The following is a 21882-nucleotide window of genomic DNA, read 5'->3' as shown; positions in this document are numbered from 1 at the left end:
TCTAATTTCTCAAAACTTAATAGTCTACAGAATTAGTAGATTATTAAGTTAAATATTTTTATATTTGGTCAGCCAGTATTACTTATTCAAATGGCCCATCTATGGAATTATCAATAAAATTAAAAGAAATATCTAATAAGGTAACGTTTAGGCAAATAGGTTTGAGCATACTATCTTTCAAAGTCCTGATATTATTCTATTTTGCTTATCTACTCATAACGCAATTTACAAGCAAGGAGTTTACATTTGACGAATCTTTTTACATTTTCCTTGTTGTTGGCTTCCTAGCACAGATGATAGACGGAGCTTTAGGAATGGCTTATGGCATAATTTGTTCGACATTACTGCTCACTTTCGGAATACCGGCCGCTGTGGCTTCTGCGAGCGTGCATACCTCAGAAGTATTTACTACAGGTATTTCAGGACTATCTCATATAAAATTAAAAAATATTGATAAGAAACTGTTTTTTCAATTAGTTATTACTGGGGTTGTAGGCGCAGTAGCCGGTAGTTATCTGATTTCCGGACTTTTTGATGGAGATACTATAAAACCTTATGTGTCTGCTTATTTACTTATTATGGGAATTTATGTTATCTACAAAGGAATAAAAAATAAGGAAGAACAGCCGAAAGTTGATAAAAAAGTTCCTGCACTTGCCTTTGCAGGGGGATTTCTGGACGCTATAGGCGGCGGCGGATGGGGGCCAATTGTGACTTCAAACCTGTTGAGTAAAGGTTATAATCCAGCAAAAACTATCGGAACAGTAAATACAGCAGAATTTTTCATCACTTTTTTTTCTACTATTACTTTTATATTTTTTCTTGGAGTTACACATTGGCAGGTAATCTTGGGGCTTGTTGCAGGTGGGGCAGTAGCTGCGCCAATGGGCGCATACTTTGCTACAAAGGCAAATAAAAAGTTGTTAATGATATTAGTCGGGTGCGTTATAATACTTACATCTGTTTATAGTATAGCAAAGTTTTTGATTTAGGATATACAAAATATCTTAGCTAAAAAAAGATTAAATATGTTTTAATACTGTTTATTTAGATTTAGTTTAGTAGGAGATATTAAGGCTCATTAATTATCAGCTTATGTTATTATCAGATCATATTTACTGGCTTTTTATATTAGCGCTGCCTATAGCCTGTGTGGCATGGACAGTTACGCACGAAGAAGTTTTTCGGGAACCGCGGGAATACTGTGTTGGACAAAGCAAACACAGTAAGACTGTACTGAGACGAAAGTTCTTCTACCTGTTTACCTGCGAATATTGTTTCAGCCATTATGTAACCGTCTTTTTTTTAATTGTTACAAACTATCAGCTGTTATTAACCGGTTGGAGAGGTTACCTCATTGCAGGCTTTGCACTTGTGTTTATGGCTAATGTTTACATGAGCCTGTTTGCATTATTGAGACAGGCTATAAAAAAAGAAAAGACAGAAATACAGGTACTGGAACATGAAGTTGAAAAAGACACCAACAAAAATCTTTAATCCGGTTTTTGTACTGCCCTTAGTCTTTTTCCTTTTTTCCATGAAAAGTTTTTTGGAAGATCGTCTCCTAACAGATATCCCCACGGTTTTAATGAATCTACCCGGTCAAAAATCACTTTAGCGATAGCCATAATCGGAATTGCCAAAAACATCCCGGATATTCCTGCGATCATCCCGAAAATAATAATCCCGACAATGGAGGCAATGGAATTAATTTCTACTTTAGAACTAACAACCATAGGCACAAGAATGTTATTATCAATAAGCTGTACAACTACATTTACGATAAGAATTCCTAGAATGATAGAAAGGTCGCTAGTACCTGTAAGCGATGCTATTACAGTTAAAACGCCCGCAATAACAATACCTATATAAGGGATAAGGTTTAGAAGACCTGTAATTACACCAAGCAATATGGCGTATTTTAATCCAAGAATCATAAGCCCAATTGAGGTCAATACAGATACGATTACAAACTCAAAAAGTAATCCAATTATATAACTCTGTACAGACGTTTTTACCGTTTTAAGAATATCTTGTAGGGTAGCATGGTATTTATCTTTCACTAATTGGCACAAAAAGGAAACAAAGTGAGTCCTGTAAAGTAATATTAAGAATGTGTATATTGGGATGGTTATCAAAGACATCATAGAATCGCTAAACGAAATAAGTGTTGTACCTAGTAGCTGTTTTCCGGTGTCCATAGAGCCACTTGTAGCTTTACTGACCATTTCGTCCTGTTCAGTTTTGCTGATGTTAAGCGTATCGTTTATGTACAGCTGAATATTTTTATAATGCTGTGCCAGGTTAGATTTTATTTTGTCCCAGTCGTTAGCCATCACTGCAAGCTGGGTTGAAATAAAATAAAGGATTATCCCAAAAAACACTACAAATAACAATACTGTTATTACACACGCAAGGGTATGCGGAATGCGAAGTTTTATATTTAAAAAGCCAGACACCGGGCGCAAAAGGATTGCAAATAAAAGTGACAACAATAGTGGTGATATAACACTCTGGCCATAAAAATAGATTATTGTGATCAATATTAATATCAGGAGAATGAATGCAAATTTTGCGTAAAAAGGAAATTGTAGTGTTTGTTTCATTATATACAGTATAAGTTTGAGCTTAAGAATAAAGGTACTCCCAAATTTGGTTGGGTAGTTATAGTATTGCACTTTAATTGTTATATAATTTTATTTAACAATATAAAAAAGACAGGGCTTAATAATTGAATCCCTGTCTGTAATTAACTTAAAACGCTCTCTATTTAATTAACCGTAGTATAAATTAGTTTTTCTTTATAGCCATTTTATCTTTTCTAAAGAAGTTGGTATGATTGCCGATTTTGTGGGTGACACTTCTGTTTCAGAGAAGTGTGTGTGAAACACGTAATATATACATACCCTTTTTTATCATAAAAATGTCTCCGTGCTCTGCACCCGGATATTTCAACATCCACTTCGAAATAAACGTACTATTGTTATTTTTATCCTACTTGTCGTAAGGGCATTTACTTAAGGCATAACCCGCTGCATATTCTTTATTTATAAAGTCATGTTTTTTTGAAAGCAAAAGTATTATGAGATAGCTGAAATGGTGGGCTATAAATCGCAGACCAATTTTGGAGGCAATTTTCAGAAATATTTTGGAATGACACCAATGGAAATTGAAAAAAGTAATTCATCGGAAACATAAGCGTTTGTGCAACAAATTAATAGATTTTTGGCAATTAGAAGCTTCTGCCTGTCGGATTAAATTTATATTTTTGTTTGCTTAAACTATAAATAAAAAATGGCATCAGGATTTTTTGCAATTTTAGATGATTTGGCTTCCTTAATGGATGATGTAGCAGTGGCAAGTAAAGTTGCGACCCAAAAAACTGCGGGAATTTTAGGTGATGATTTGGCAGTAAACGCTGAAAAAGCTACCGGTTTTATGTCTTCGCGTGAATTGCCTGTATTGTGGGCTATTACTAAAGGTTCTTTCTTAAACAAACTTATAATAGTTCCTATTGCACTTTTGCTTAATGTTTTCTTTCCGGTCGCTATAAAAGTAATTCTTGTTCTTGGAGGTGTGTATCTTGCCTATGAGGGAGTAGAAAAAATTGTCGAATATTTTTTCCACTCGTCAAAAACAGGCGAAGAAGTTATAGAGGAGGATGTAGAAGAAGATGCAGCTGTAGCTGAAAAGAAGAAAGTAAAGTCTGCCATAACAACAGATTTTATTCTTTCTATAGAGATTGTAATTATTGCCTTAGGTACCGTTTTAGATAAGAGTTTATATATACAGATACTTACAGTTTCTATCGTGGCAATTTTAGCTACAGTTGGAGTGTATGGTATTGTAGCGCTTATCGTAAGGATGGACGACGCCGGATACAAACTTATTAAGCATTCGCAAAACAAAGGTTTTTTATCAAAAGTGGGAGCAGTACTAGTTAAGTCACTCCCTATAGTAATTAGGATTTTAGCAGTTGTTGGTACAATTGCGTTAATTTTAGTGTCAGGAGGAATCTTTGTCCATAACATAGACTACCTCCACCATATATATCCAGATCTTCCTTCAATCATTAAAGAATTTAGCGCAGGTTTAATAGCGGGAATTATTGCTGTGGCGATCACGACCGGTGGTAAAAAGATATTCTCTGCAGGAAAAGGGCATTAATACCTATTTAATGATTCCGGCAATAATATTTACTGTTAGCGCTACAATTATAGTGTTAAAAACAAACGATATGAGACTGTGAAGCAATGCATAACGTCTTATTGTCTTAGATGATATTGTAACATCTGATACCTGGAATGTCATGCCTATTACAAAAGAAAAATAAGCAAAATCTATATAATCGGGAAGTTCAGAGTTAGGAAAGTCAAGACCGCCGCCTTCATCTGCTTTTTTTTCGGTTTGATTATTATGATATAAGTGAGCATACCGTATGGTGAATATGGTATGTAAAAGTATCCATGACGTGGTAACTGCTAAAATAGTTACTATTGTCCTAAGGTCATTGTCAAATGGAGACTCCTTTGTGTTTATGAGCAGAAGTATGGCTCCTGCTAAACTTATACATACCGAACTAAGTACTATGGTAAATATTACCCTTATATCTTCGTCTTGTTTTATTACTATTTGGCGCTGTTGTTGTGCATTGGTATAAAAAAATAACAGCCAGCTCATAGTTATCATTGCAACTGCAAAAATATCCCAACAGATTATAAATCTTAAGCTCGAATCGATTTCAGACAAATATAAAAAAGGGTAGGCGATTGCAGCCAATAATAGTGAAACGACAAGTTTTTGGTACCCACTTGTTTTTGATACCCACAGGGGTAATTTTGCATTTTTGTTTGTAGCCATTATTTTTGAAGAAGATATTGCGATAATTGTTAAGTATAGTTCTAAGCAAAAAGTAATCGTATAAATTTATTGATATCTATCTTGTAAAAATAATAATCTAAGGTTAATGTAAGGATTGCATTTACACTCTTATTGATCCTCTAAATCCTCTGGCTGCATAATAAGAATCTGCGCCATTGTGATATGTAAATACGGTATCATAACGTTTGTCGCAAAACAATGCGCCTCCTAATTTTCTTATTTCTGAAGGGGTCTTTATCCAACTTGAGGTTTTAGTATCAAAATTACCTAATAATTGCAACTCTTTGTATTGTGATTCATTCAGTATTTCGATACCCATTTCTGCTGCGAGATCTACCGCACTGTTCTCAGGTTTATATTGTTTTCTTGAGTCTAATGCTTCCCTGTCATAACATATGCTTCTACGACCTTTAGGAGTTTCAGGAGAACAGTCATAAAATATATATTCATCTGTTTTACTATCATATTTTATAACATCCGGTTCGCCGCCAGTCATTTCCATTTTGTCTAATGACCATAGCTTTTGTGCACGTGTCTCCATTTTGATCAATACTTTATCCCAGTCAATATCTTTATGGCGATTCATGTTACTAATAAAACGTTTATGAAGTTTTTCGAGCAACTCTGTACGTTGTTCGGTTGCAAGCTTATTTTTTTCGGTACTCATCGTAAAAAATATTTTGATAGGTTAAATTATGTAAGGGGATTAAAAATAAGAAATATTCCTAAGAAAAGAGATTAAATAAAATTTATTGACATGGGCCCAAATAAAAATTTTGTGAAATAAACTCTGCTTCAAACGTTGTAAATGAATTTCAATATGATTTTTAACAATTTTAATTTTCATTGGCATCATGTTTGTTAACACTTTTTGTGAGATTAAATTTTCACTGTTTAATCGTGTTTTAAATAGTGTGAGAGTAATGTTTGTAAACCTCATACGCAAATATTTAACAAATCAGTATTTGTAGGTATAATAACATTATGTAATTTTGCGCCCAATGATAAAGATGATGTTTAGATTTTTTTTAACGCTGTACATATTCCTGCTTAGCGGGTATGGTAACCTCCATGCTCATACGCAGGCAAACATGTGTCCTGAGTCTGTTAAAAATCTTGAAGCAACAGAACATATCAGCCTGGTAACTTTAATTGACGACAATACTCATATCGTTAATTGCACACCAACTATTAAAGAAAACAATAAAGTCGTTATTTCAGATAATGAGATTGAAGACGATGAAACAAGTTCTTCAAAAAAGTCTCTTGAAATAAATAAGTGTTTCACGCTTTTATCTTTTTCCCATTCTGCAAGGGACATAATAAGCTACACAAACAATGGCATTCCTGCCATTAATAAAAACATTTCCTATTTTACTTCTCACAGGTGGTATATAATTTTCCGCGTTATACGACTGTGATTCAGCGTTAAATAGGATATTTTTATCGATTAACTGATAACTTTCCGCTCAACATTACTGCCATTGTTCATTACTTTGAAATGAATAGATGTGCACGTGTATTGCTATACACATCCTTTAAAGAAACAAAAATCAATTAATTATTGTAGTGCCCTAAAAAGCAAATTATTATGAAGCAAATTCTTATGTTAATGGGCTTGTGTACATTATTGTCTTATACAAGCTGCCAGTCAAAAAAAGAAACAGAAGAAAAGGAAGCCGAATACTCGGTTACTAATCCTGTAAAAAAAGACACATCAATTACTAAGGAGTATGTGTCGCAAATCCATTCAATTCAACATATCGAACTAAGAGCCCAGGAACGAGGTTATTTAGAAAAGATTTATGTAGATGAAGGGCAATCTGTTAAAAAAGGCCAACTGTTGTTCAAAATCATGCCTAAATTATATGAGGCAGACCTTCAGAGGGCGCAGGCAGAAGCCAAATTCGCTGAAATTGAGGTTCAAAATACAAAATCTCTTGCCGATAGAAATGTCGTTGCCCCAAATGAGCTTGCAATGGCAAAGGCTAAATATGACAAAGCTAAAGCAGAGCTAGCTTTGACGAAAGTTCACTTACAGTTTACAGAAATAAGAGCACCATTTGATGGGATTATAGACCGCTTTCATGTAAGGGAAGGCAGCCTTATAGATGAAGGAGATCTTCTTACTAATCTTTCTGATAACAGTAAAATGTGGGTTTATTATAACGTACCTGAGGCTGAGTACCTTGACTTTAAGGGAAAGCTGCAAAGTGAGGGCAAGCCTAAGGTAAACTTGTTAATGGCTAATAACCAATTGTTTGATTATCCAGGAGTAGTTGAGACTATAGAAGGTGAATTTAACAATGAAACAGGTAATATTGCTTTTAGGGCAACTTTTCCTAACCCAAAAGGATTATTGAGACATGGTGAAACAGGTAATGTAGAAATGACTGTGCCTCTTAAAAATGCTATCCTTATTCCACAAAAAGCAACTTTTGAAGTCCTTGATAAGAAATACGTTTATGTTGTTGACAAAAACGGTGTTGTAAAATCGAGAGAGATTACTATTGCGGCAGAGCTGCCACATATTTTTGCAATTAGCGATGGCTTATCTACAGGTGATAAAATTCTTCTTGAAGGTTTGCGTCTTGTTCAGGAAAATGAAAAAATCAAGTACAAACTACAAAAGCCTGAATATGTTTTATCGCATTTAGAGCTATATGCTGAGTAATCGAAATAACTTAAAAAGAAAAAAACATGTTTAGTAAATTTATACAAAGGCCTGTGTTTGCAATTGTAATTTCGATTATGATTGTATTTATGGGTTCCCTTGCGATCGTAAAACTGCCTACATCGCAGTTTCCCGATATTGCGCCAACAACAGTAAATATTTTTATTGCTTACCCTGGTGCGAGTGCGGAGGTATTGGTTAAGTCTACCCTTATTACATTAGAGAATGCCATCAATGGTGTTCAGGATATGCGATATATGGCTACAGACGCAACCAGTGCCGGTGAAGCAACGTTAAGAATTATTTTTGAACCGGGTACCGATCCTAATCAGGCTGTAATCAGGGTAAAAACGAGGGTCGATCAGGTTATGCCCCTTTTGCCGGAACTTGTACAAAGGGAAGGTGTAGTTATTACGCCTATCCAGCCAAGTATGTTGATGTACGTCAATTTGTATGCTACAGGTAAAGATATGGATGAAAAATACCTGTTTAATTATGCCAGTGTAAATATGCTTCCTGAAATCAACAGGATTAAAGGGGTAGCAAGATCACAAATATTAGGTAGTAGGACCTATGCAATGCGTATATGGTTGAATCCTGAGCGCATGAGGGCTTACAATGTTTCTTCGGAAGAAGTTATGAAAGCGCTTGGAGAGCAAAGTATTATTGGACGTCCGGGACGTATTGGACAAAGTTCAGGTATCAAGGCACAATCTCTTGAATATGTTCTTACTTATAAAGGCCAGTTTAACGATCCTAAGCAATATAATGACATCATTATACGTGCTAATGCTGAAGGTGAGGCTATACGCTTAAAAGACATCGGCCGCGCCGAACTTGGTAGTGAATTCTTCGACATCTACTCTAACCTTGATGGACACCCGTCAGCCTCTATCGTGTTGAAACAAAACTACGGTAGTAATGCGAGTGATGTAATCGAAAGGGTTAAAGGCAAGCTGGAAGAGATGAAAAAAAGTTTCCCTCCGGGAATAGACTATAAAATTGGTTATGACGTATCTAAATTTCTTGATGCCTCTATAGAACAGGTTGTGGATACGCTGCGCGACGCATTTATTCTTGTTGCCCTTGTAGTATTTATTTTCCTTGGCGACTGGCGTTCTACGCTGATACCGATACTAGCGGTTCCGGTATCGCTGGTAGGGGCATTCTTTGTTATCCAGTTCTTTGGTATAACAATCAACATGGTAACATTATTTGCCCTTGTATTAGCGATTGGTATCGTGGTAGATGATGCAATTGTCGTCGTCGAGGCGGTGCATGCCAAGTTCGAAGAGTTTCCGCATATATCGCCTTACATGGCAGTTAAAAGAGTATTAGGTGAAATCAGTGGAGCAATTATAGCAATTACCGCGGTAATGGTTTCTGTATTCGTACCGATATCTTTCATGTCTGGTCCTGTGGGAACATTCTATCGTCAGTTCTCTATTACTATGGCGAGTTCAATTGTAATTTCTGCACTTATTGCACTTACGCTTACACCAGTATTGTGTGCTATGTTATTGAAAAACAATCATGGCCAGGAAAAGAAAAAGAATCTTTTTACCAAGGCTCTTGACAAATTTAATAAGGGATTTGATAAAATGACGGGTAAATATGTATCACTTTTAAAGGTTATCGTTAGCAGGAGGGTAGTTACATTTGGAGTACTTATTGCATTTTGTGCAGGAACATTCTACGTAAACCAGATCCTTCCATCAGGATTTATCCCGAGTGAAGACCAGGGTACTATTTACGCCATCATACAAACACCTCCGGGATCTACGCTGGAAACGACAAACCAGGTTTCGCAAAAACTTATGAAGATATGTGAAAAGGTAGAAGGTGTAGCATCAGTTTCTTCTCTTGCTGGTTATGAGATCATGACAGAAGGTAGGGGATCTAATGCAGGTACGTGTATGATTGACCTTAAGCCTTGGCATGACAGGAAACATAAAGTTACCGAGATCATGGAAGAGCTTGAGGAAAAATCTAAAGGTCTTGGGGCAAAAATTGAGTATTTTGAGCCGCCGGCCATTCCTGGATTTGGTTCTTCAGGTGGTTTCTCAATGCGTTTGCTTGATAAAAACACGACTACCGATTATCAGGATTTTGATAAGATCAACAAAAAATTCATGGCTGAATTAGGCAAACGTAAAGAGCTTTCGGGTCTGTTTACCTTCTTTGCTGCAAATTACCCGCAGTATGAATTAGTTATAGACAACAACCTAGCAATGCAAAAAGGTGTATCTATAGGTAAAGCTATGGACAACCTTGATATTCTTATCGGTAGTACATACGAGCAGGGTTTTATTAAGTTCAACCGTTTCTTTAAAGTTTATGTTCAGTCAGATCCTCAATATAGAAGACTTCCTTCTGATATACTTAACCTTTTCATAAAAAATGATCAGGGAGAAATGGTTCCGTACTCGGCGTTTATGAAACTTAAAAAGACTCAGGGGCCAAATGAGATTACGCGTTACAATATGTATAACTCTGCAGCAATACAGGGACTTCCTGCAAAAGGTTATACAACTGCAGATGCTATTGGCGCTGTTAAGGAAGTAGCTGCAAAAACATTGCCGAAAGGCTATGACATTGCGTGGGAAGGACTTTCGTATGATGAATCTATGAGAGGTAACGAATCAATTTACATTTTTGGAATTGTATTACTGTTTGTATTCTTTGTACTTGCAGCACAATACGAGAGTTTCATTCTTCCTTTTGCAGTAATCCTGTCAATACCGGTAGGTATATTTGGATCATTCCTATTGCTTGAGGTAATGGGGCTTCAAAATAATATCTACGCACAGATTGGCCTTATCATGCTCGTCGGGCTGCTTGGTAAGAATGCCGTACTTATTGTAGAATTTGCCGTGCTCAAGCACCAGGAGGGAATGACCATACTGGAAGCTGCCATAGAAGGAGCAAAAGTACGTTTCCGCCCTATTCTTATGACATCATTCGCGTTTATCGCCGGTATGATTCCATTATTGCTTGCATCTGGTGCAGGTGCAATTGGTAACAAGACACTTGGTGCTACTGCACTTGGAGGTATGCTTTTCGGAACAGTTTTCGGGGTAATTGTCGTACCCGGATTATATTACATATTTGGCTCACTTGCGGCCGGTAGAAAACTAATACGCGATGAAGAGGAAACTTCGCTATCTGAAGGATTTGTTCATCAGATAGATAACTTTAAACATGACGAAAACGACCATGAATAAGAAATTGAACAGATACACAGTTATGTTTGCGGCTGTTGCCTGCCTAACATTAACGTTTACAGGGTGTAAAACGCCTTCTTTAGTTCAAAAGACAGAAAATAAAAATGTTCCTGCGAGTTATAGTACCTCGCAGGATACTATTAACTCTGCCACGATCAAATGGAAACAGTATTTTACTGATAAATACCTTACGGCGTTAATTGACACTGCACTTGTAAATAATCAGGAACTGAATATTACCTTGCAGGAGATAGAAATCGCTAGAAGCGAAGTTAGAGCCAGAAAAGGGGAGTACTTGCCATCTATAGGTTTACGTGCCGGTGCCGGTGTAGATAAAGTAGGGCGCTACACAAGCAAAGGTGCAAGCGAAGCTACTACTGACATCATGCCGGGTAAAGAAATGCCAGAGCCGTTACAGGACTACATGATTGGCGCTTACGCTAACTGGGAGCTGGATATATGGAATAAGCTTCATAATGCAAAAAAGTCAGCTGTTAGCAGGTACCTTGCAACTGTAGAAGGTAAAAACTTTGTTATTACCAACCTGATCGCTGAAGTAGCAAATTCATATTACGAACTATTGGCTCTGGATAATCAGCTGGCTATTGTAAAGCAGAATATAGAGATACAGAATAATGCCCTTGAAATCGTAAAATATCAAAAGCAGGCGGCTCGTGTTACAGAACTAGCAGTACGTAGATTTGAAGCTCAGGTGTTGAACACGAAAAGCCTTCAGTATGATATTCAGCAGAAGATTACTGAAACGGAGAATAGGATCAACTTCCTGCTTGCAAGATATCCGCAGCCTATAGAAAGGAATAAACAGCCGTTTCTTGATATAATGCCTGCTGTTATAAGCGCAGGTATACCATCCCAGCTATTGGCTAATCGTCCTGATATCAAACAGGCAGAACTTGAGCTTGCAGCGGCTAAACTAGACATTAAAGTGGCTAAGGCAAGGTTTTATCCCTCGCTGAGTATTTCTGCGGGGATAGGATATAATGCTTTTGATCCGTCATATCTTATAAAACCAAAGTCGTTGCTTTACTCTGTAGCCGGCGACCTAATGGCTCCGCTTATTAATAGAAATGCTATTAAAGCCGCTTACATTACGGCTAATGCAAAACAGCTTCAGGCAGTTTATGACTATGAGCGTACAATATTGAATGCTTATATAGAAGTTGCCAATCAGGTTGCTAAAATTAGTAATCTTGAGAAAAGCTACGATTTTAAATCTAAAGAAGTAGAGGCATTAACGCAGTCTATAGAAATTTCCAATGACCTTTTCAAATCTACAAGAGCAGACTATATGGAAGTGCTTTTAACACAGCGCGACGCCCTTGAATCAAGATTTGACCTTATTGAAACCAAAATGCAGCAAATGAATGCTACTGTAAATATTTACAGAGCTCTTGGTGGAGGCTGGAATCAGTAACAAATAAGTTTACCAAAAATGCTATGAATAGTTCTGTTATGGAACACAAAAGAAAGCTTCAGTGAAAACTGGAGCTTTTTTGTTAAATATTTTTTAAGCAAATTGTTTTTACAATTTTATTCCTGCAATTTGAAAATCATAAAATGAGTATCGATATGAAAGATTTAGGGCATGGCTTTAGTTTGGCTGAGAAAAATATTTATCACTATGATTCTAAAACTTTTACCAATCTAAGGAAAATTATCGATTATAAATCATTTGAACTTATCGACAATTATAGAGATAAAACGTTCTATTTTAAAGATAAGGAGCATGTGTATGTTTCAAGTTATATGTGTACTCCATCTGTTATAGAGTGGGCAGATCCTGCACACTTTAAAATTATTAACGGTGAAGAAGGCATAGGTTTTGACGGTAACAACTATTACTGGTATGACAAAACACTGCCTTATGATTATAGCAACGCTCAAAAATATAACGAATACTATCTTCGAGAAGGGAATGGTGTATTCTTTTTAATTCAACCTGTAGAAGGCGCTGATGCCGAAAGTTTTAGTATTATCTGGCAGAACATCGGCAGGGATAAGAATAATCTTTTTTTTAAAGGCGTAAAAGAAGATGTTGATGTAAATAGTTTCAAAATGGTGCCCGGTTGTTTTGATACTTTCCATCTTGATCAGAGCCACACGTATTATGCATCCGATGACAGTAATGTTTATTTTGTTAACACGCTTGGTAAAAGCCTGAAAAAACTCAACGGCGTAAAGCCTGAAGAGTTTTCGGTAAAAGTTATTGATGAAAGGCTTTATGGAATATGCGGAAACAATTTTTATTTTTTTGGTGTCCGAAAGAAAGGTGTTTTATAAAATGCGTCTGTCTGTTCGTTAAAATATTATATTGTGGGAATTCTTTATTTCAGACATTACAAATGTGCTGTGCGCGCTCCCAATACTTTCTACAGACCCCAGTTTATTGAATACAAAATCCTGGTAGTGCTTCATGCTCTTGGCATATACTTTTAATAAAAAATCATAGTCTCCCGATATATTGTAACATTCTGCCACTTCATCAATTTTAAGTATATCTTCAACAAACTGATGGCCAACGCTTTTTTCGTGCTGCTTAAGCCTTATGTTACAGAATACTATAAAACCATAGTCTAGTTTTTCGGCATCAAGCAATGCAACATATTTTTTAATATAACCATTGGCTTCAAGTTTTTTGACCCTTTCAAAAACGGGAGATGGAGAGAGGTTTACCTGCGCAGCAAGCTCTTTAACGGTAAAATTAGAGTTATTGCTTAGTATTTTTAAAAGCTGAAGATCAGTTTCATCGATTTGTTCCATGGTATAAAATTCTTTTTTAGCAGATTAAAATCGAGTGTAAAGGTATAAAATTCTTTCAAAATATATATATCGGTATTATATACTTATATTTTACATATTTAAAATTTAATAATCTTTAATTGTATGTTTGTGTAGAATTATTGCCAGAATATGGCTAAAGTTTTTAGTACTTTATCAACCAAAAAGAGGTTTTACTTAACTGTAGATTAATAGGGAATCGTGTGCAAATCACGAACTGTCGCGCAACTGTAAGTAACATGAAGGTCTTCATCCTTAGAACATCCACTGCCAATAGCGGGAAGGACGATGAGAACCGTTACAAGTCAGGAGACCTGCCTTTTTTGGATTGACAATGCTTTCGCGATCTAAAGCAAAATGTCAGACAGATGTATAACAAACAGCGTATTCATCAGAATACTATGTCCATTTTTTATGCATATTTCTTTCTATTGTTCTATCCTGTAGCGTTGCGAAGCATTAAGGAACTTTATAATGATTATTAACCATTTAAAAAGTTGAAAGACATGTTAACGCACAATCTTGGCTACCCGCGCATTGGTGGCAACAGAGAATTAAAAAAAGCCTGCGAAAATTACTGGTCAGGTAAAATTACTTCAGAGGAATTACTTGCGATTGGAAAAGAATTACGTTTAAAAAACTGGAAACTACAGCAGGAATCCGGAATTGACCTGATTCCTTCTAATGATTTTTCTTTTTATGATCAGGTGCTGGACTTATCACTAACAGTAGGTGCTGTACCTGATCGTTATCGTGAAATCATAGAAAGCAAATCAAATTCTGAGCTTGATCATTATTTCGCTATGGCAAGAGGATATCAAAAGGATGGATTCGATATTACGGCCATGGAAATGACTAAGTGGTTTGACACCAATTATCATTACATAGTGCCTGAGTTTTATAAAAATCAATCTTTTACGCTTAAATCGCTTAAGGCAGTTAATGAGTTTGTTGAAGCAAAAGAATTTGGAATCACCAGTAAGCCCGTACTTATTGCTCCTGTATCTTATTTATTATTGGGCAAAGAAAAAGAGGAAGGTTTTCACAGGATCGAATTGTTAGAAAAACTTCTTCCGGTTTATCTAGAGCTGATAGGAAAACTTGTTAATGAAGGTGCAGAATGGATACAGTTTGACGAGCCTTTTTTAGCATTGGATATAAACGAGACTGAAAAGAATGCCATAGCTAAGACTTACGATGGTATAAGGGCAGAATTTCCACACATAAAGATACTTGTTGCCACATATTTTGATGGATTAAAGGACAATTTGTCGTTGGCTGTGTCATTGCCGGTGTGTGCATTGCATGTAGACGTGGTAAGATACCCTGAACAATTGCAGGATGTTCTTACTGCTATACCGGAAAATCTTAGCTTATCATTGGGTGTAATCGACGGACGTAATATTTGGAAAAACGACTACAAGAATTCTCTTAGCATAATAGATAAAGCTGTAAAAGTGATTGGTAAAGACCGGATATTGATTGCGCCGTCATGCTCGCTATTACATGTGCCTTGCGATCTTGAGAATGAAACTAACGAAGCCTTTCTTACTACCGAGATTAAAACGTGGCTTTCGTTTGCAAAACAAAAACTCACTGAGGTAGTAACACTAAGGCAGCTTGCCAATAGCGAAAATATAACTGTTGCTGCCGTTGCATTGCAGCGCAACATTGAAGATAATGCTAAGCGTAAGAAATCTGCACTTATTCATGATGATAATGTTAAGGATAGGGTGTCGGCAATTACCGATGATACAGCACGCCGAAAAAATAATTTTACAATACGTAAGGCATTTCAGGAACAGGAACTGAATCTGCCTTTATATCCAACAACAACTATAGGATCTTTTCCGCAAACTACAGAAGTCCGCTCCTGGAGGGCTAAGGTAAAAAAAGATGAATTAACAAAAAGTCAGTATGAAGCACTTTTAAAGAAAGAAACAGAAGATACAATACGTTTTCAGGAAGAGGTTGGGCTTGACGTGCTGGTGCATGGCGAATTTGAGCGAAATGATATGGTTGAGTATTTTGGAGAACAACTTGATGGCTTTGTATTTACCCAAAATGGCTGGGTACAGAGTTATGGCAGCAGATGTGTGAAACCTCCCGTAATATTTGGCGATGTAAGCAGGCCGGAGCCGATGACTGTATTCTGGACTAAATATGCCCAATCCATAACCGATAAACCTGTAAAAGGGATGCTTACAGGTCCGGTTACAATATTGCAATGGTCTTTTGTCAGAGATGATCAGCCGCGTTCACAAACTTGCCTTCAGATTGCACTGGCCATTCGGGACGAAGTTGCAGATCTTGAAAATGCCGGCATTAAGATAATCCAGATTGATGAACCTGCTATAAGGGAAGGGCTTCCGCTACGAAAAGATGAATGGCCTCAATATCTAGACTGGTCTATTAAAGCCTTTAGGGTTTCTTCTTCTGTAGTTGAAGATGCTACACAGATACATACTCATATGTGTTATTCTGAGTTTAATGATATTATACAAGATATTGCAGATATGGATGCCGACGTAATTACCATTGAATGTTCCCGTTCACAGATGGAACTTTTAGATGCTTTTGCAAATTTTAAATATCCGAACGATATTGGCCCGGGGGTGTACGATATTCATTCACCCAGGGTTCCAACTAAGAGTGAAATGGTTGATTTGCTCAGTAAAGCAGATACGCTTATACCATCTTCACAGCTTTGGGTAAATCCAGATTGTGGACTTAAAACACGCCATTGGGATGAGACTAAAAAAGCACTAAAACAAATGGTAGGCGCTGCAAAAGCTATGAGAGAAAAGAAAACTGCTGAAGTTTAAAATATTTAGTGTTAGTCTTAAACAAAAAGTCCGGTTAAATAACCGGACTTTCTTTGTTGCAGCACAATTTGTAAAACTATATAAAAAAATATCCCGCCTAAGCGGGATATCTTTCTAACCTTTGCAGTTAAAAGTTATTTATTTGATAATAAATGTAACTCTTCTTACTACCTGGCGGGCTTGTTTACTGTCTTTGTTTACAGATGTATCTTCACCGTTGCCAATTATGTTAAGTCTTGAAGCATCGATACCAGAATCAACTAATATCTTCTTAACGTTTTCAGCTCTTCTTTGAGAAAGTGCTTTGTTATAGTCGCTGTTTCCAATTTCATCAGCATAACCAATTACGTCAGTTTTAGCAGATGGATTTTCTTTTAAGTACTTAGTTAAGAAATTAATACCCGTTGTAGAAGATGAGTTTGGCATATCTTTATTAAAGTCAAAATATACATTAACATATCCACCATTGATTAACCCCTGAAGATCTGTACCAGAACCACCGGCAGCAGCAATTTCTTTAGTTTTATTTTCTATGTAAGATTCTAGTTCATCAGGCACACCGTTATTGTTACGGTCAATAGCTCTTCCTTTAGTATCTACCGCTACACCAGCTGTAGAGTTTGGTTCAGCATCAAGATAATCAGGAACACCATCTTTGTCAGAGTCGTTCATCATAGTCTCAACTGCACCAATTCTTTCGTCAAGTGCTGCAAGCTCGTCTGATTTTACGTCAGTAACCCAGTCAGCATGTTTTTCTGCGCCACCAAGATAGAATGTAAGACCAAGCGTACCGTTAAGTACTACACCGTCTACCGATCTGCCAGCGTTTTGAGCCATACCGTCAAAAGTCCAGTTTTGGAAACCGTTTGCGATACCTGTAACGTCTGCAGTAAGTACGATTCTGTCAGAAAGTTTAAACTGTGCAGTTAAACCTCCAATAAGGTTTGCTCCCCAGTCTTCACCGTCAAATCCGTCATCTGCTTTAAGCATATAAACACCTCCACCACCATGGGCTAAAAGACCTATAGTACTTGTCCAGTCTTCAAAGTTAAGAACTCGTCCTACGTTGATTACTCCCTGGATATCACCTCTTACGTAAGAGCTTTTAAATTCAGGTGTTTCGTCATTGTTTTGAAATTGGTTGTAACCAAAATCAAGTTTCAGACCGAATTTGTTATTGAACATATATCTTGTTCCAAGATCAACAGTAAAAAAGTTTACTCTGTCTGTTCTGTAACCAGGAGCAAGTGTCCTGAAAGGTTTGTTAGCACCGCCGCTCACCTCAATCGACCATTTGTTGAAACTGTTGTCTATTGATGTAGTGGCTGCTGTTTCCTGCATGTCCTGCGCTTGTAAGCTTGCCGATGTCAGGCCAACTAATAATAAAGGGAGTGCAATCTTTTTCATAAATAATGATTATCGTTTTGATGATTTATTTCTCCAAAAGTAGTAATTTAGAAACACCTAAAATTTGACAACTCTTAACAAAAACCCTTGCCAGCTATGGAAAATTCAATAGAAACTATAAATCCTTTTAACAATAATATACTCGCTAAACATCAGTATCTAAGTGCTATTCAGGTTTCTGATAAACTAAAAATTAATCAGAAAAGTTTTAAAAAATGGGGGGTTATAAGTGTTAACGAACGGCTGAATTTTATCAAAACTTTAGGATTTGTTTTAACAAAACGCCAACATTTGTTGTCAGAAAAGTGCACTTTAGAGATGGGAAAGCCCATTAAACAGTCCATTGCTGAAGTACAAAAATGTAAGCTTTTGTGCGATTATTACTTGGAAAATGCTGAACAATTCTTAAGCCCGTTAGCAATTAAGACAGATGGTTCTGAAAGTTTTGTCACTTATGAGCCTTTAGGTGTAATTTTAGGGGTTATGCCGTGGAATTTTCCTTACTGGCAGGTTTTCCGTTTTGCAATTCCGGCAATCATAGCGGGAAATACTGTAGTGGTTAAACACGCATCTAATGTTGCCGGTTGTGCACAATTTATAGAAGACATTTTTTTGGAAGCAGGTTTTCCAGAAGGCGTATACCAAAATCTAACGATTTCCAGCAGTCAGGTCGATGCTGTTATTAACAATCCCATCATAAAAGGTGTTTCGCTTACAGGAAGTGAAAAAGCAGGGGCAGCTGTTGCATCTGCGGCTGCAAAAGAGATTAAGAAAGCAGTATTGGAATTGGGTGGAAGTAACGCCTTTATTGTTTGTGAGGATGCCAGTCTTGATGACGCCATTTCCACTGCTGTTACTGCAAGGATGCAAAATGCAGGACAGAGCTGTATTGCTGCCAAGCGCTTTTTTGTACATGAATCTCTATTTGAAAAATTTGTAACTGAATTTAAGTCGAAGGTAGAAGCCATGAAACTTGGCGATCCTTTATCAGAAGATACCGAAATGGGTCCATTGGCGCGTGTTGATCTTGCGAAGGATGTAGAACAACAAGTAAATAAATCTATTGAGATGGGAGCCAGACTGATAACAGGCGGTAAAAGAGATGGAGCTTTCTATCTGCCTACTGTATTGACTAATGTTACTACAGATATGCCAATATTCAATGAAGAGGTTTTTGCTCCTGCCGTTCCTATAGTGCATTTCAGAACTTTTGAGGAAGCAGTTGAATTGAGTAATAATTCTGCATTTGGTTTAGGAGTGACAGTTTTTACAAAGGATGTAGATACTTTGAAAAGCAAAATACATCTTTTTGAAGAAGGGGCAGTTTTTATAAATGCGATGGTAAAATCAGATCCTGCATTACCTTTTGGGGGTGTTAAGCGCTCGGGCTATGGGAGGGAACTTGCCGAAAACGGTATAAAGGAATTTGTAAATGTAAAAACGGTTTATATTAAATAAGCCTATTTGTTAGACATAAAAATGCCCACGTTTTGCGTGGGCATTTCTGTATAACTAAATTGTTAGTATAATTTCGGAAATTCATTTGGCTTAGCCTCGTGCATAATCGCATAAACTTTTTCATATACATCTTCTACAGATGGTTTAGAGAAATAGTCGCCATCGGTTCCATAAGAAGGGCGGTGTGCTTTTGCGGCAAGTGTTTCCGGCTTACTGTCTAGATATTTATAAGCATCCTGCTCGTCTACAATTTGCTGTAGGATATAAGCCGAAGCACCTCCCGGTACATCTTCATCAATAACCAACAGTCTGTTGGTTTTAGCTACACTCTTAACAATGTCGTGACTAATATCAAACGGAAGCAGTGACTGAATATCTATAATCTCTGCATCTATGCCTGTTTCTAAAAGTTCTTTAGCAGCCTGTTCAACAATACGCAGGGTAGAGCCATATGACACAAGCGTAATGTCTTTACCTTCTTTTATAGTTTCCACGACGCCAAGCGGTGTTTTGAATTCGCCAAGGTTAGATGGCATTTTCTCTTTTAGACGATAGCCGTTAAGGCATTCTACTACAAGAGCAGGCTCATCTGTCGTTAGCAATGTATTGTAGAAACCTGCAGCTTTTGTCATATTTCTTGGTACAAGTACATGTATGCCACGAATGGCATTAATAATCATTCCCATTGGAGAACCTGAGTGCCATATGCCCTCAAGCCTGTGTCCGCGTGTCCTGATTATAAGTGGTGCTTTTTGCCTTCCCGCCGTCCTGTATTGCAGTGTAGCGAGGTCGTCACTCATAATCTGGATAGCATACAATAAGTAATCAAGGTATTGAATCTCGGCGATAGGGCGAAGGCCTCGCATAGCCATGCCAATTCCCTGGCCTAAAATTGTAGCCTCACGAATACCTGCATCGCATACTCGGAAATCACCATATTTTTCCTGTAAGCCTTCAAGTCCCTGGTTTACGTCGCCTATGTTACCACAGTCTTCACCAAAAACAAGTGCTTCAGGATATTTGGTGAATATAGCATCAAAGTTATTACGCATTACCATACGCCCGTCTGCATCTTCTGAGTCATCGTTGTATTGCGGGGCAACCTCTATCACATTAATTGCATTTTTTTCCGATTGTGAGAAAAGGTGCGAACTGAACTTAGGCTGTATTTTTTCGGTATACGCAGTTATCCACTGTGATAAGGTAGCTTTACCGTTTTCTTTTATAATGACTCTGAGTATTTTTCTTGCTGTTACCAGTAAATCTTTACGGATAGGTTCCTTAATACCTGCAAGATCATTAATAAATTTATCGATAAAAACCTTGTTAGGGCTTTGGGCTGCAATACCTGTAAGTAGTGCAACAAGCTCTTTTTGCTCATCTTTTATAGGATTTACATAAGCAGACCATGCTGCTTTTTTACCTTCAAGCACATCTTTTTTAGCCTGCTCGTCAATAGCTTCAAGCTCTTTCGTGGTTGCCATGTTGTTTTCAAGCATCCACTTTTTCATCTGTGCAATACAGTCATATTCTGCTTCCCATGAAAGTCGGTCGGCATTTTTGTAACGTTCGTGCGAACCTGAAGTTGAGTGACCCTGTGGCTGCGTTAACTGGTACACATGTATAAGCACAGGTACGTGTTCTGTACGTGCTATTTGCGAGGCTCTTTCATAAGCAGAAACCAGTTCCGGGTAATCCCATCCTTTTACTCTTATGATCTCATAACCATTAGCATTTTCATCTCTCTGGAAACCTTTAAGAATTTCAGAAATACTTTCTTTGGTTGTCTGGTAACGGGCGTGTACAGAGATTCCATACTCATCATCCCAAACACTGATTACCATTGGTACCTGTAGAACTCCGGCAGCATTTATAGTTTCAAAAAATAAACCTTCAGAAGAGCTGGCATTACCAATGGTACCCCATGCTACTTCGTTACCGTTGATAGAGAAATTAGTTTTATTTTCTATGCCTGTTACATTCCTATATATTTTTGAAGCCTGCGCTAAACCAAGTAGCCTTGGCATCTGGCCTGCAGTAGGCGATATATCTGAGCTTGAATTTTTTTGAAGCGTAAGGTTTTTCCAGTTACCATTTTCGTCAAGGCTGTGCGTAGCAAAATGCCCGCCCATTTGCCTTCCGGCAGACATTGGGTCATGCTCTAAATCACTGTGCCCGTACAATCCTGCAAAGAATTGCTGAATGTTTAGCTGGCCTATAGCCATCATAAACGTCTGGTCACGATAATAGCCTGAGCGGAAATCGCCATTCTTAAATGCTTTTGCCATTGCAAGCTGCGGCACTTCTTTTCCATCACCAAAAATGCCAAACTTGGCTTTTCCTGTAAGTACTTCGCGACGGCCTAAAAGGCTGCACTCCCTGCTGATAACAGCAATTTTATAATCATTAAGCACTTCTGCTTTGAAATCTTCAAATGAAATCGATTTTTTTGTTTCTGTCTCTATCATAAAACCGGTTTTGGATGACTACAAATTTAATTAAAAGAATGACATATCATAAAAACTCATCAAAAAAATGATTTCGTTTTTAATAATAAAAGTTCCCTATCTGTAGTTTTGAATATATTTATTTTAACAAAAACACATAAAAAGTG

At 37.2% G+C, this 21882-nt stretch carries 17 protein-coding genes and 1 riboswitch; of the genes, 11 read left to right on the top strand and 6 right to left on the bottom strand.

All coding sequences use genetic code 11. The features are described from left to right. The first annotated feature begins 101 nt into the window (after positions 1-101). Both R1T16_RS02750 and R1T16_RS02745 read left to right on the top strand, forming a co-directional pair. Entirely contained in the window at positions 102-992 is an 891-nt protein-coding gene (locus R1T16_RS02750) for a sulfite exporter TauE/SafE family protein (RefSeq protein WP_317499528.1), read from the top strand. Positions 993-1095: 103 nt separating this feature from the next. After that, a complete protein-coding gene (locus R1T16_RS02745) occupies positions 1096-1497 on the top strand; it encodes a hypothetical protein (protein ID WP_317499527.1) in 402 nt (133 codons plus the stop codon). Here R1T16_RS02745 and R1T16_RS02740 read toward each other — a convergent pair. Next, positions 1494-2606 (bottom strand): AI-2E family transporter, encoded by a 1113-nt coding sequence (locus tag R1T16_RS02740; RefSeq protein WP_317499526.1) that lies wholly within the window; start codon positions 2604-2606, stop codon positions 1494-1496. The genes R1T16_RS02745 and R1T16_RS02740 overlap by 4 nt on opposite strands. Positions 2607-3096: 490 nt before the next feature. Here R1T16_RS02740 and R1T16_RS18385 point away from each other — a divergent pair, with 490 nt between their 5' ends. Further along, positions 3097-3198: a hypothetical protein gene (locus R1T16_RS18385; protein WP_411162011.1), complete on the top strand. Its 102-nt coding sequence runs from the start codon at positions 3097-3099 to the stop codon at positions 3196-3198. Between the two features lie 96 nt (positions 3199-3294). Beyond that, complete coding sequence (locus R1T16_RS02735; protein ID WP_317499525.1) at positions 3295-4167, top strand: DUF808 domain-containing protein; 873 nt, start codon at positions 3295-3297, stop codon at positions 4165-4167. Positions 4168-4170: 3 nt separating this feature from the next. On the opposite strand, the gene R1T16_RS02730 is transcribed toward R1T16_RS02735, so the two are convergent. Together R1T16_RS02730 and R1T16_RS02725 are read right to left on the bottom strand one after the other, a co-directional pair. Beyond that, complete coding sequence (locus R1T16_RS02730) at positions 4171-4860, bottom strand: DUF1345 domain-containing protein (protein WP_317499524.1); 690 nt, start codon at positions 4858-4860, stop codon at positions 4171-4173. 121 nt (positions 4861-4981) lie between these two features. Next, positions 4982-5548: a DUF4256 domain-containing protein gene (locus tag R1T16_RS02725; protein ID WP_317499523.1), complete on the bottom strand. Its 567-nt coding sequence runs from the start codon at positions 5546-5548 to the stop codon at positions 4982-4984. Positions 5549-5891: 343 nt separating this feature from the next. Between R1T16_RS02725 and R1T16_RS02720 the strand changes: the two genes are divergently transcribed. From R1T16_RS02720 to R1T16_RS02700, 5 genes are all read left to right on the top strand, one after another. Further along, positions 5892-6302, top strand: coding sequence for a hypothetical protein (locus R1T16_RS02720; RefSeq protein ID WP_317499522.1), 411 nt, complete (start codon positions 5892-5894; stop codon positions 6300-6302). A gap of 170 nt (positions 6303-6472) precedes the next feature. After that, complete coding sequence (locus R1T16_RS02715) at positions 6473-7555, top strand: efflux RND transporter periplasmic adaptor subunit (protein ID WP_317499521.1); 1083 nt, start codon at positions 6473-6475, stop codon at positions 7553-7555. Between the two features lie 26 nt (positions 7556-7581). Further along, positions 7582-10779, top strand: coding sequence for an efflux RND transporter permease subunit (locus tag R1T16_RS02710; protein WP_317499520.1), 3198 nt, complete (start codon positions 7582-7584; stop codon positions 10777-10779). Further along, on the top strand, positions 10772-12214 hold the full coding sequence (locus R1T16_RS02705; protein ID WP_317499519.1) for an efflux transporter outer membrane subunit: 1443 nt from the start codon (positions 10772-10774) through the stop codon (positions 12212-12214). The genes R1T16_RS02710 and R1T16_RS02705 overlap by 8 nt, the downstream gene beginning before the upstream one ends. Positions 12215-12369: 155 nt before the next feature. Next, positions 12370-13080: a DKNYY domain-containing protein gene (locus R1T16_RS02700; protein WP_317499518.1), complete on the top strand. Its 711-nt coding sequence runs from the start codon at positions 12370-12372 to the stop codon at positions 13078-13080. An 18-nt stretch (positions 13081-13098) separates the two neighbouring features. On the opposite strand, the gene R1T16_RS02695 is transcribed toward R1T16_RS02700, so the two are convergent. Then, positions 13099-13560 (bottom strand): Lrp/AsnC family transcriptional regulator, encoded by a 462-nt coding sequence (locus R1T16_RS02695; RefSeq protein ID WP_317499517.1) that lies wholly within the window; start codon positions 13558-13560, stop codon positions 13099-13101. Positions 13561-13729: 169 nt separating this feature from the next. Next, positions 13730-13915: riboswitch (cobalamin riboswitch) on the top strand. A gap of 169 nt (positions 13916-14084) precedes the next feature. Here R1T16_RS02695 and metE point away from each other — a divergent pair. Then, complete coding sequence (gene metE, locus R1T16_RS02690; RefSeq protein WP_317499662.1) at positions 14085-16403, top strand: 5-methyltetrahydropteroyltriglutamate--homocysteine S-methyltransferase; 2319 nt, start codon at positions 14085-14087, stop codon at positions 16401-16403. A gap of 138 nt (positions 16404-16541) precedes the next feature. Here metE and R1T16_RS02685 read toward each other — a convergent pair whose 3' ends face one another. Continuing rightward, a complete protein-coding gene (locus R1T16_RS02685; protein WP_317499516.1) occupies positions 16542-17810 on the bottom strand; it encodes an OmpA family protein in 1269 nt (422 codons plus the stop codon). A 96-nt stretch (positions 17811-17906) separates the two neighbouring features. On the opposite strand from R1T16_RS02685, the gene R1T16_RS02680 reads away from it, so the two are divergent. Further along, positions 17907-19268, top strand: coding sequence for an NAD-dependent succinate-semialdehyde dehydrogenase (locus tag R1T16_RS02680; protein WP_317499515.1), 1362 nt, complete (start codon positions 17907-17909; stop codon positions 19266-19268). A gap of 62 nt (positions 19269-19330) precedes the next feature. Here the strand turns inward: R1T16_RS02680 and R1T16_RS02675 are convergent, their stop codons facing one another. Next, complete coding sequence (locus R1T16_RS02675; protein ID WP_317499514.1) at positions 19331-21736, bottom strand: thiamine pyrophosphate-dependent enzyme; 2406 nt, start codon at positions 21734-21736, stop codon at positions 19331-19333. Positions 21737-21882: the final 146 nt, after the last annotated feature.

It is taken from the genome of Flavobacterium sp. DG1-102-2 (genome assembly GCF_033042555.1).
Taxonomy (GTDB): domain Bacteria; phylum Bacteroidota; class Bacteroidia; order Flavobacteriales; family Flavobacteriaceae; genus Flavobacterium.
This window is presented reverse-complemented; position numbering and strand designations above follow the sequence as displayed.

Excerpts from the sequence above, each read along its gene's own strand:
- R1T16_RS02750 (WP_317499528.1), top strand. The coding sequence starts at position 102 with ATGGAATTATCAATAAAATTAAAAGAAATATCTAATAAGGTAACGTTT.
- R1T16_RS02745 (WP_317499527.1), top strand. The coding sequence starts at position 1,096 with ATGTTATTATCAGATCATATTTACTGGCTTTTTATATTAGCGCTGCCT.
- R1T16_RS02740 (WP_317499526.1), bottom strand. The coding sequence starts at position 2,606 with ATGAAACAAACACTACAATTTCCTTTTTACGCAAAATTTGCATTCATT.
- R1T16_RS18385 (WP_411162011.1), top strand. The coding sequence starts at position 3,097 with ATGGTGGGCTATAAATCGCAGACCAATTTTGGAGGCAATTTTCAGAAA.
- R1T16_RS02735 (WP_317499525.1), top strand. The coding sequence starts at position 3,295 with ATGGCATCAGGATTTTTTGCAATTTTAGATGATTTGGCTTCCTTAATG.
- R1T16_RS02730 (WP_317499524.1), bottom strand. The coding sequence starts at position 4,860 with ATGGCTACAAACAAAAATGCAAAATTACCCCTGTGGGTATCAAAAACA.
- R1T16_RS02725 (WP_317499523.1), bottom strand. The coding sequence starts at position 5,548 with ATGAGTACCGAAAAAAATAAGCTTGCAACCGAACAACGTACAGAGTTG.
- R1T16_RS02720 (WP_317499522.1), top strand. The coding sequence starts at position 5,892 with ATGATGTTTAGATTTTTTTTAACGCTGTACATATTCCTGCTTAGCGGG.
- R1T16_RS02715 (WP_317499521.1), top strand. The coding sequence starts at position 6,473 with ATGAAGCAAATTCTTATGTTAATGGGCTTGTGTACATTATTGTCTTAT.
- R1T16_RS02710 (WP_317499520.1), top strand. The coding sequence starts at position 7,582 with ATGTTTAGTAAATTTATACAAAGGCCTGTGTTTGCAATTGTAATTTCG.
- R1T16_RS02705 (WP_317499519.1), top strand. The coding sequence starts at position 10,772 with ATGAATAAGAAATTGAACAGATACACAGTTATGTTTGCGGCTGTTGCC.
- R1T16_RS02700 (WP_317499518.1), top strand. The coding sequence starts at position 12,370 with ATGAAAGATTTAGGGCATGGCTTTAGTTTGGCTGAGAAAAATATTTAT.
- R1T16_RS02695 (WP_317499517.1), bottom strand. The coding sequence starts at position 13,560 with ATGGAACAAATCGATGAAACTGATCTTCAGCTTTTAAAAATACTAAGC.
- metE (WP_317499662.1), top strand. The coding sequence starts at position 14,085 with ATGTTAACGCACAATCTTGGCTACCCGCGCATTGGTGGCAACAGAGAA.
- R1T16_RS02685 (WP_317499516.1), bottom strand. The coding sequence starts at position 17,810 with ATGAAAAAGATTGCACTCCCTTTATTATTAGTTGGCCTGACATCGGCA.
- R1T16_RS02680 (WP_317499515.1), top strand. The coding sequence starts at position 17,907 with ATGGAAAATTCAATAGAAACTATAAATCCTTTTAACAATAATATACTC.
- R1T16_RS02675 (WP_317499514.1), bottom strand. The coding sequence starts at position 21,736 with ATGATAGAGACAGAAACAAAAAAATCGATTTCATTTGAAGATTTCAAA.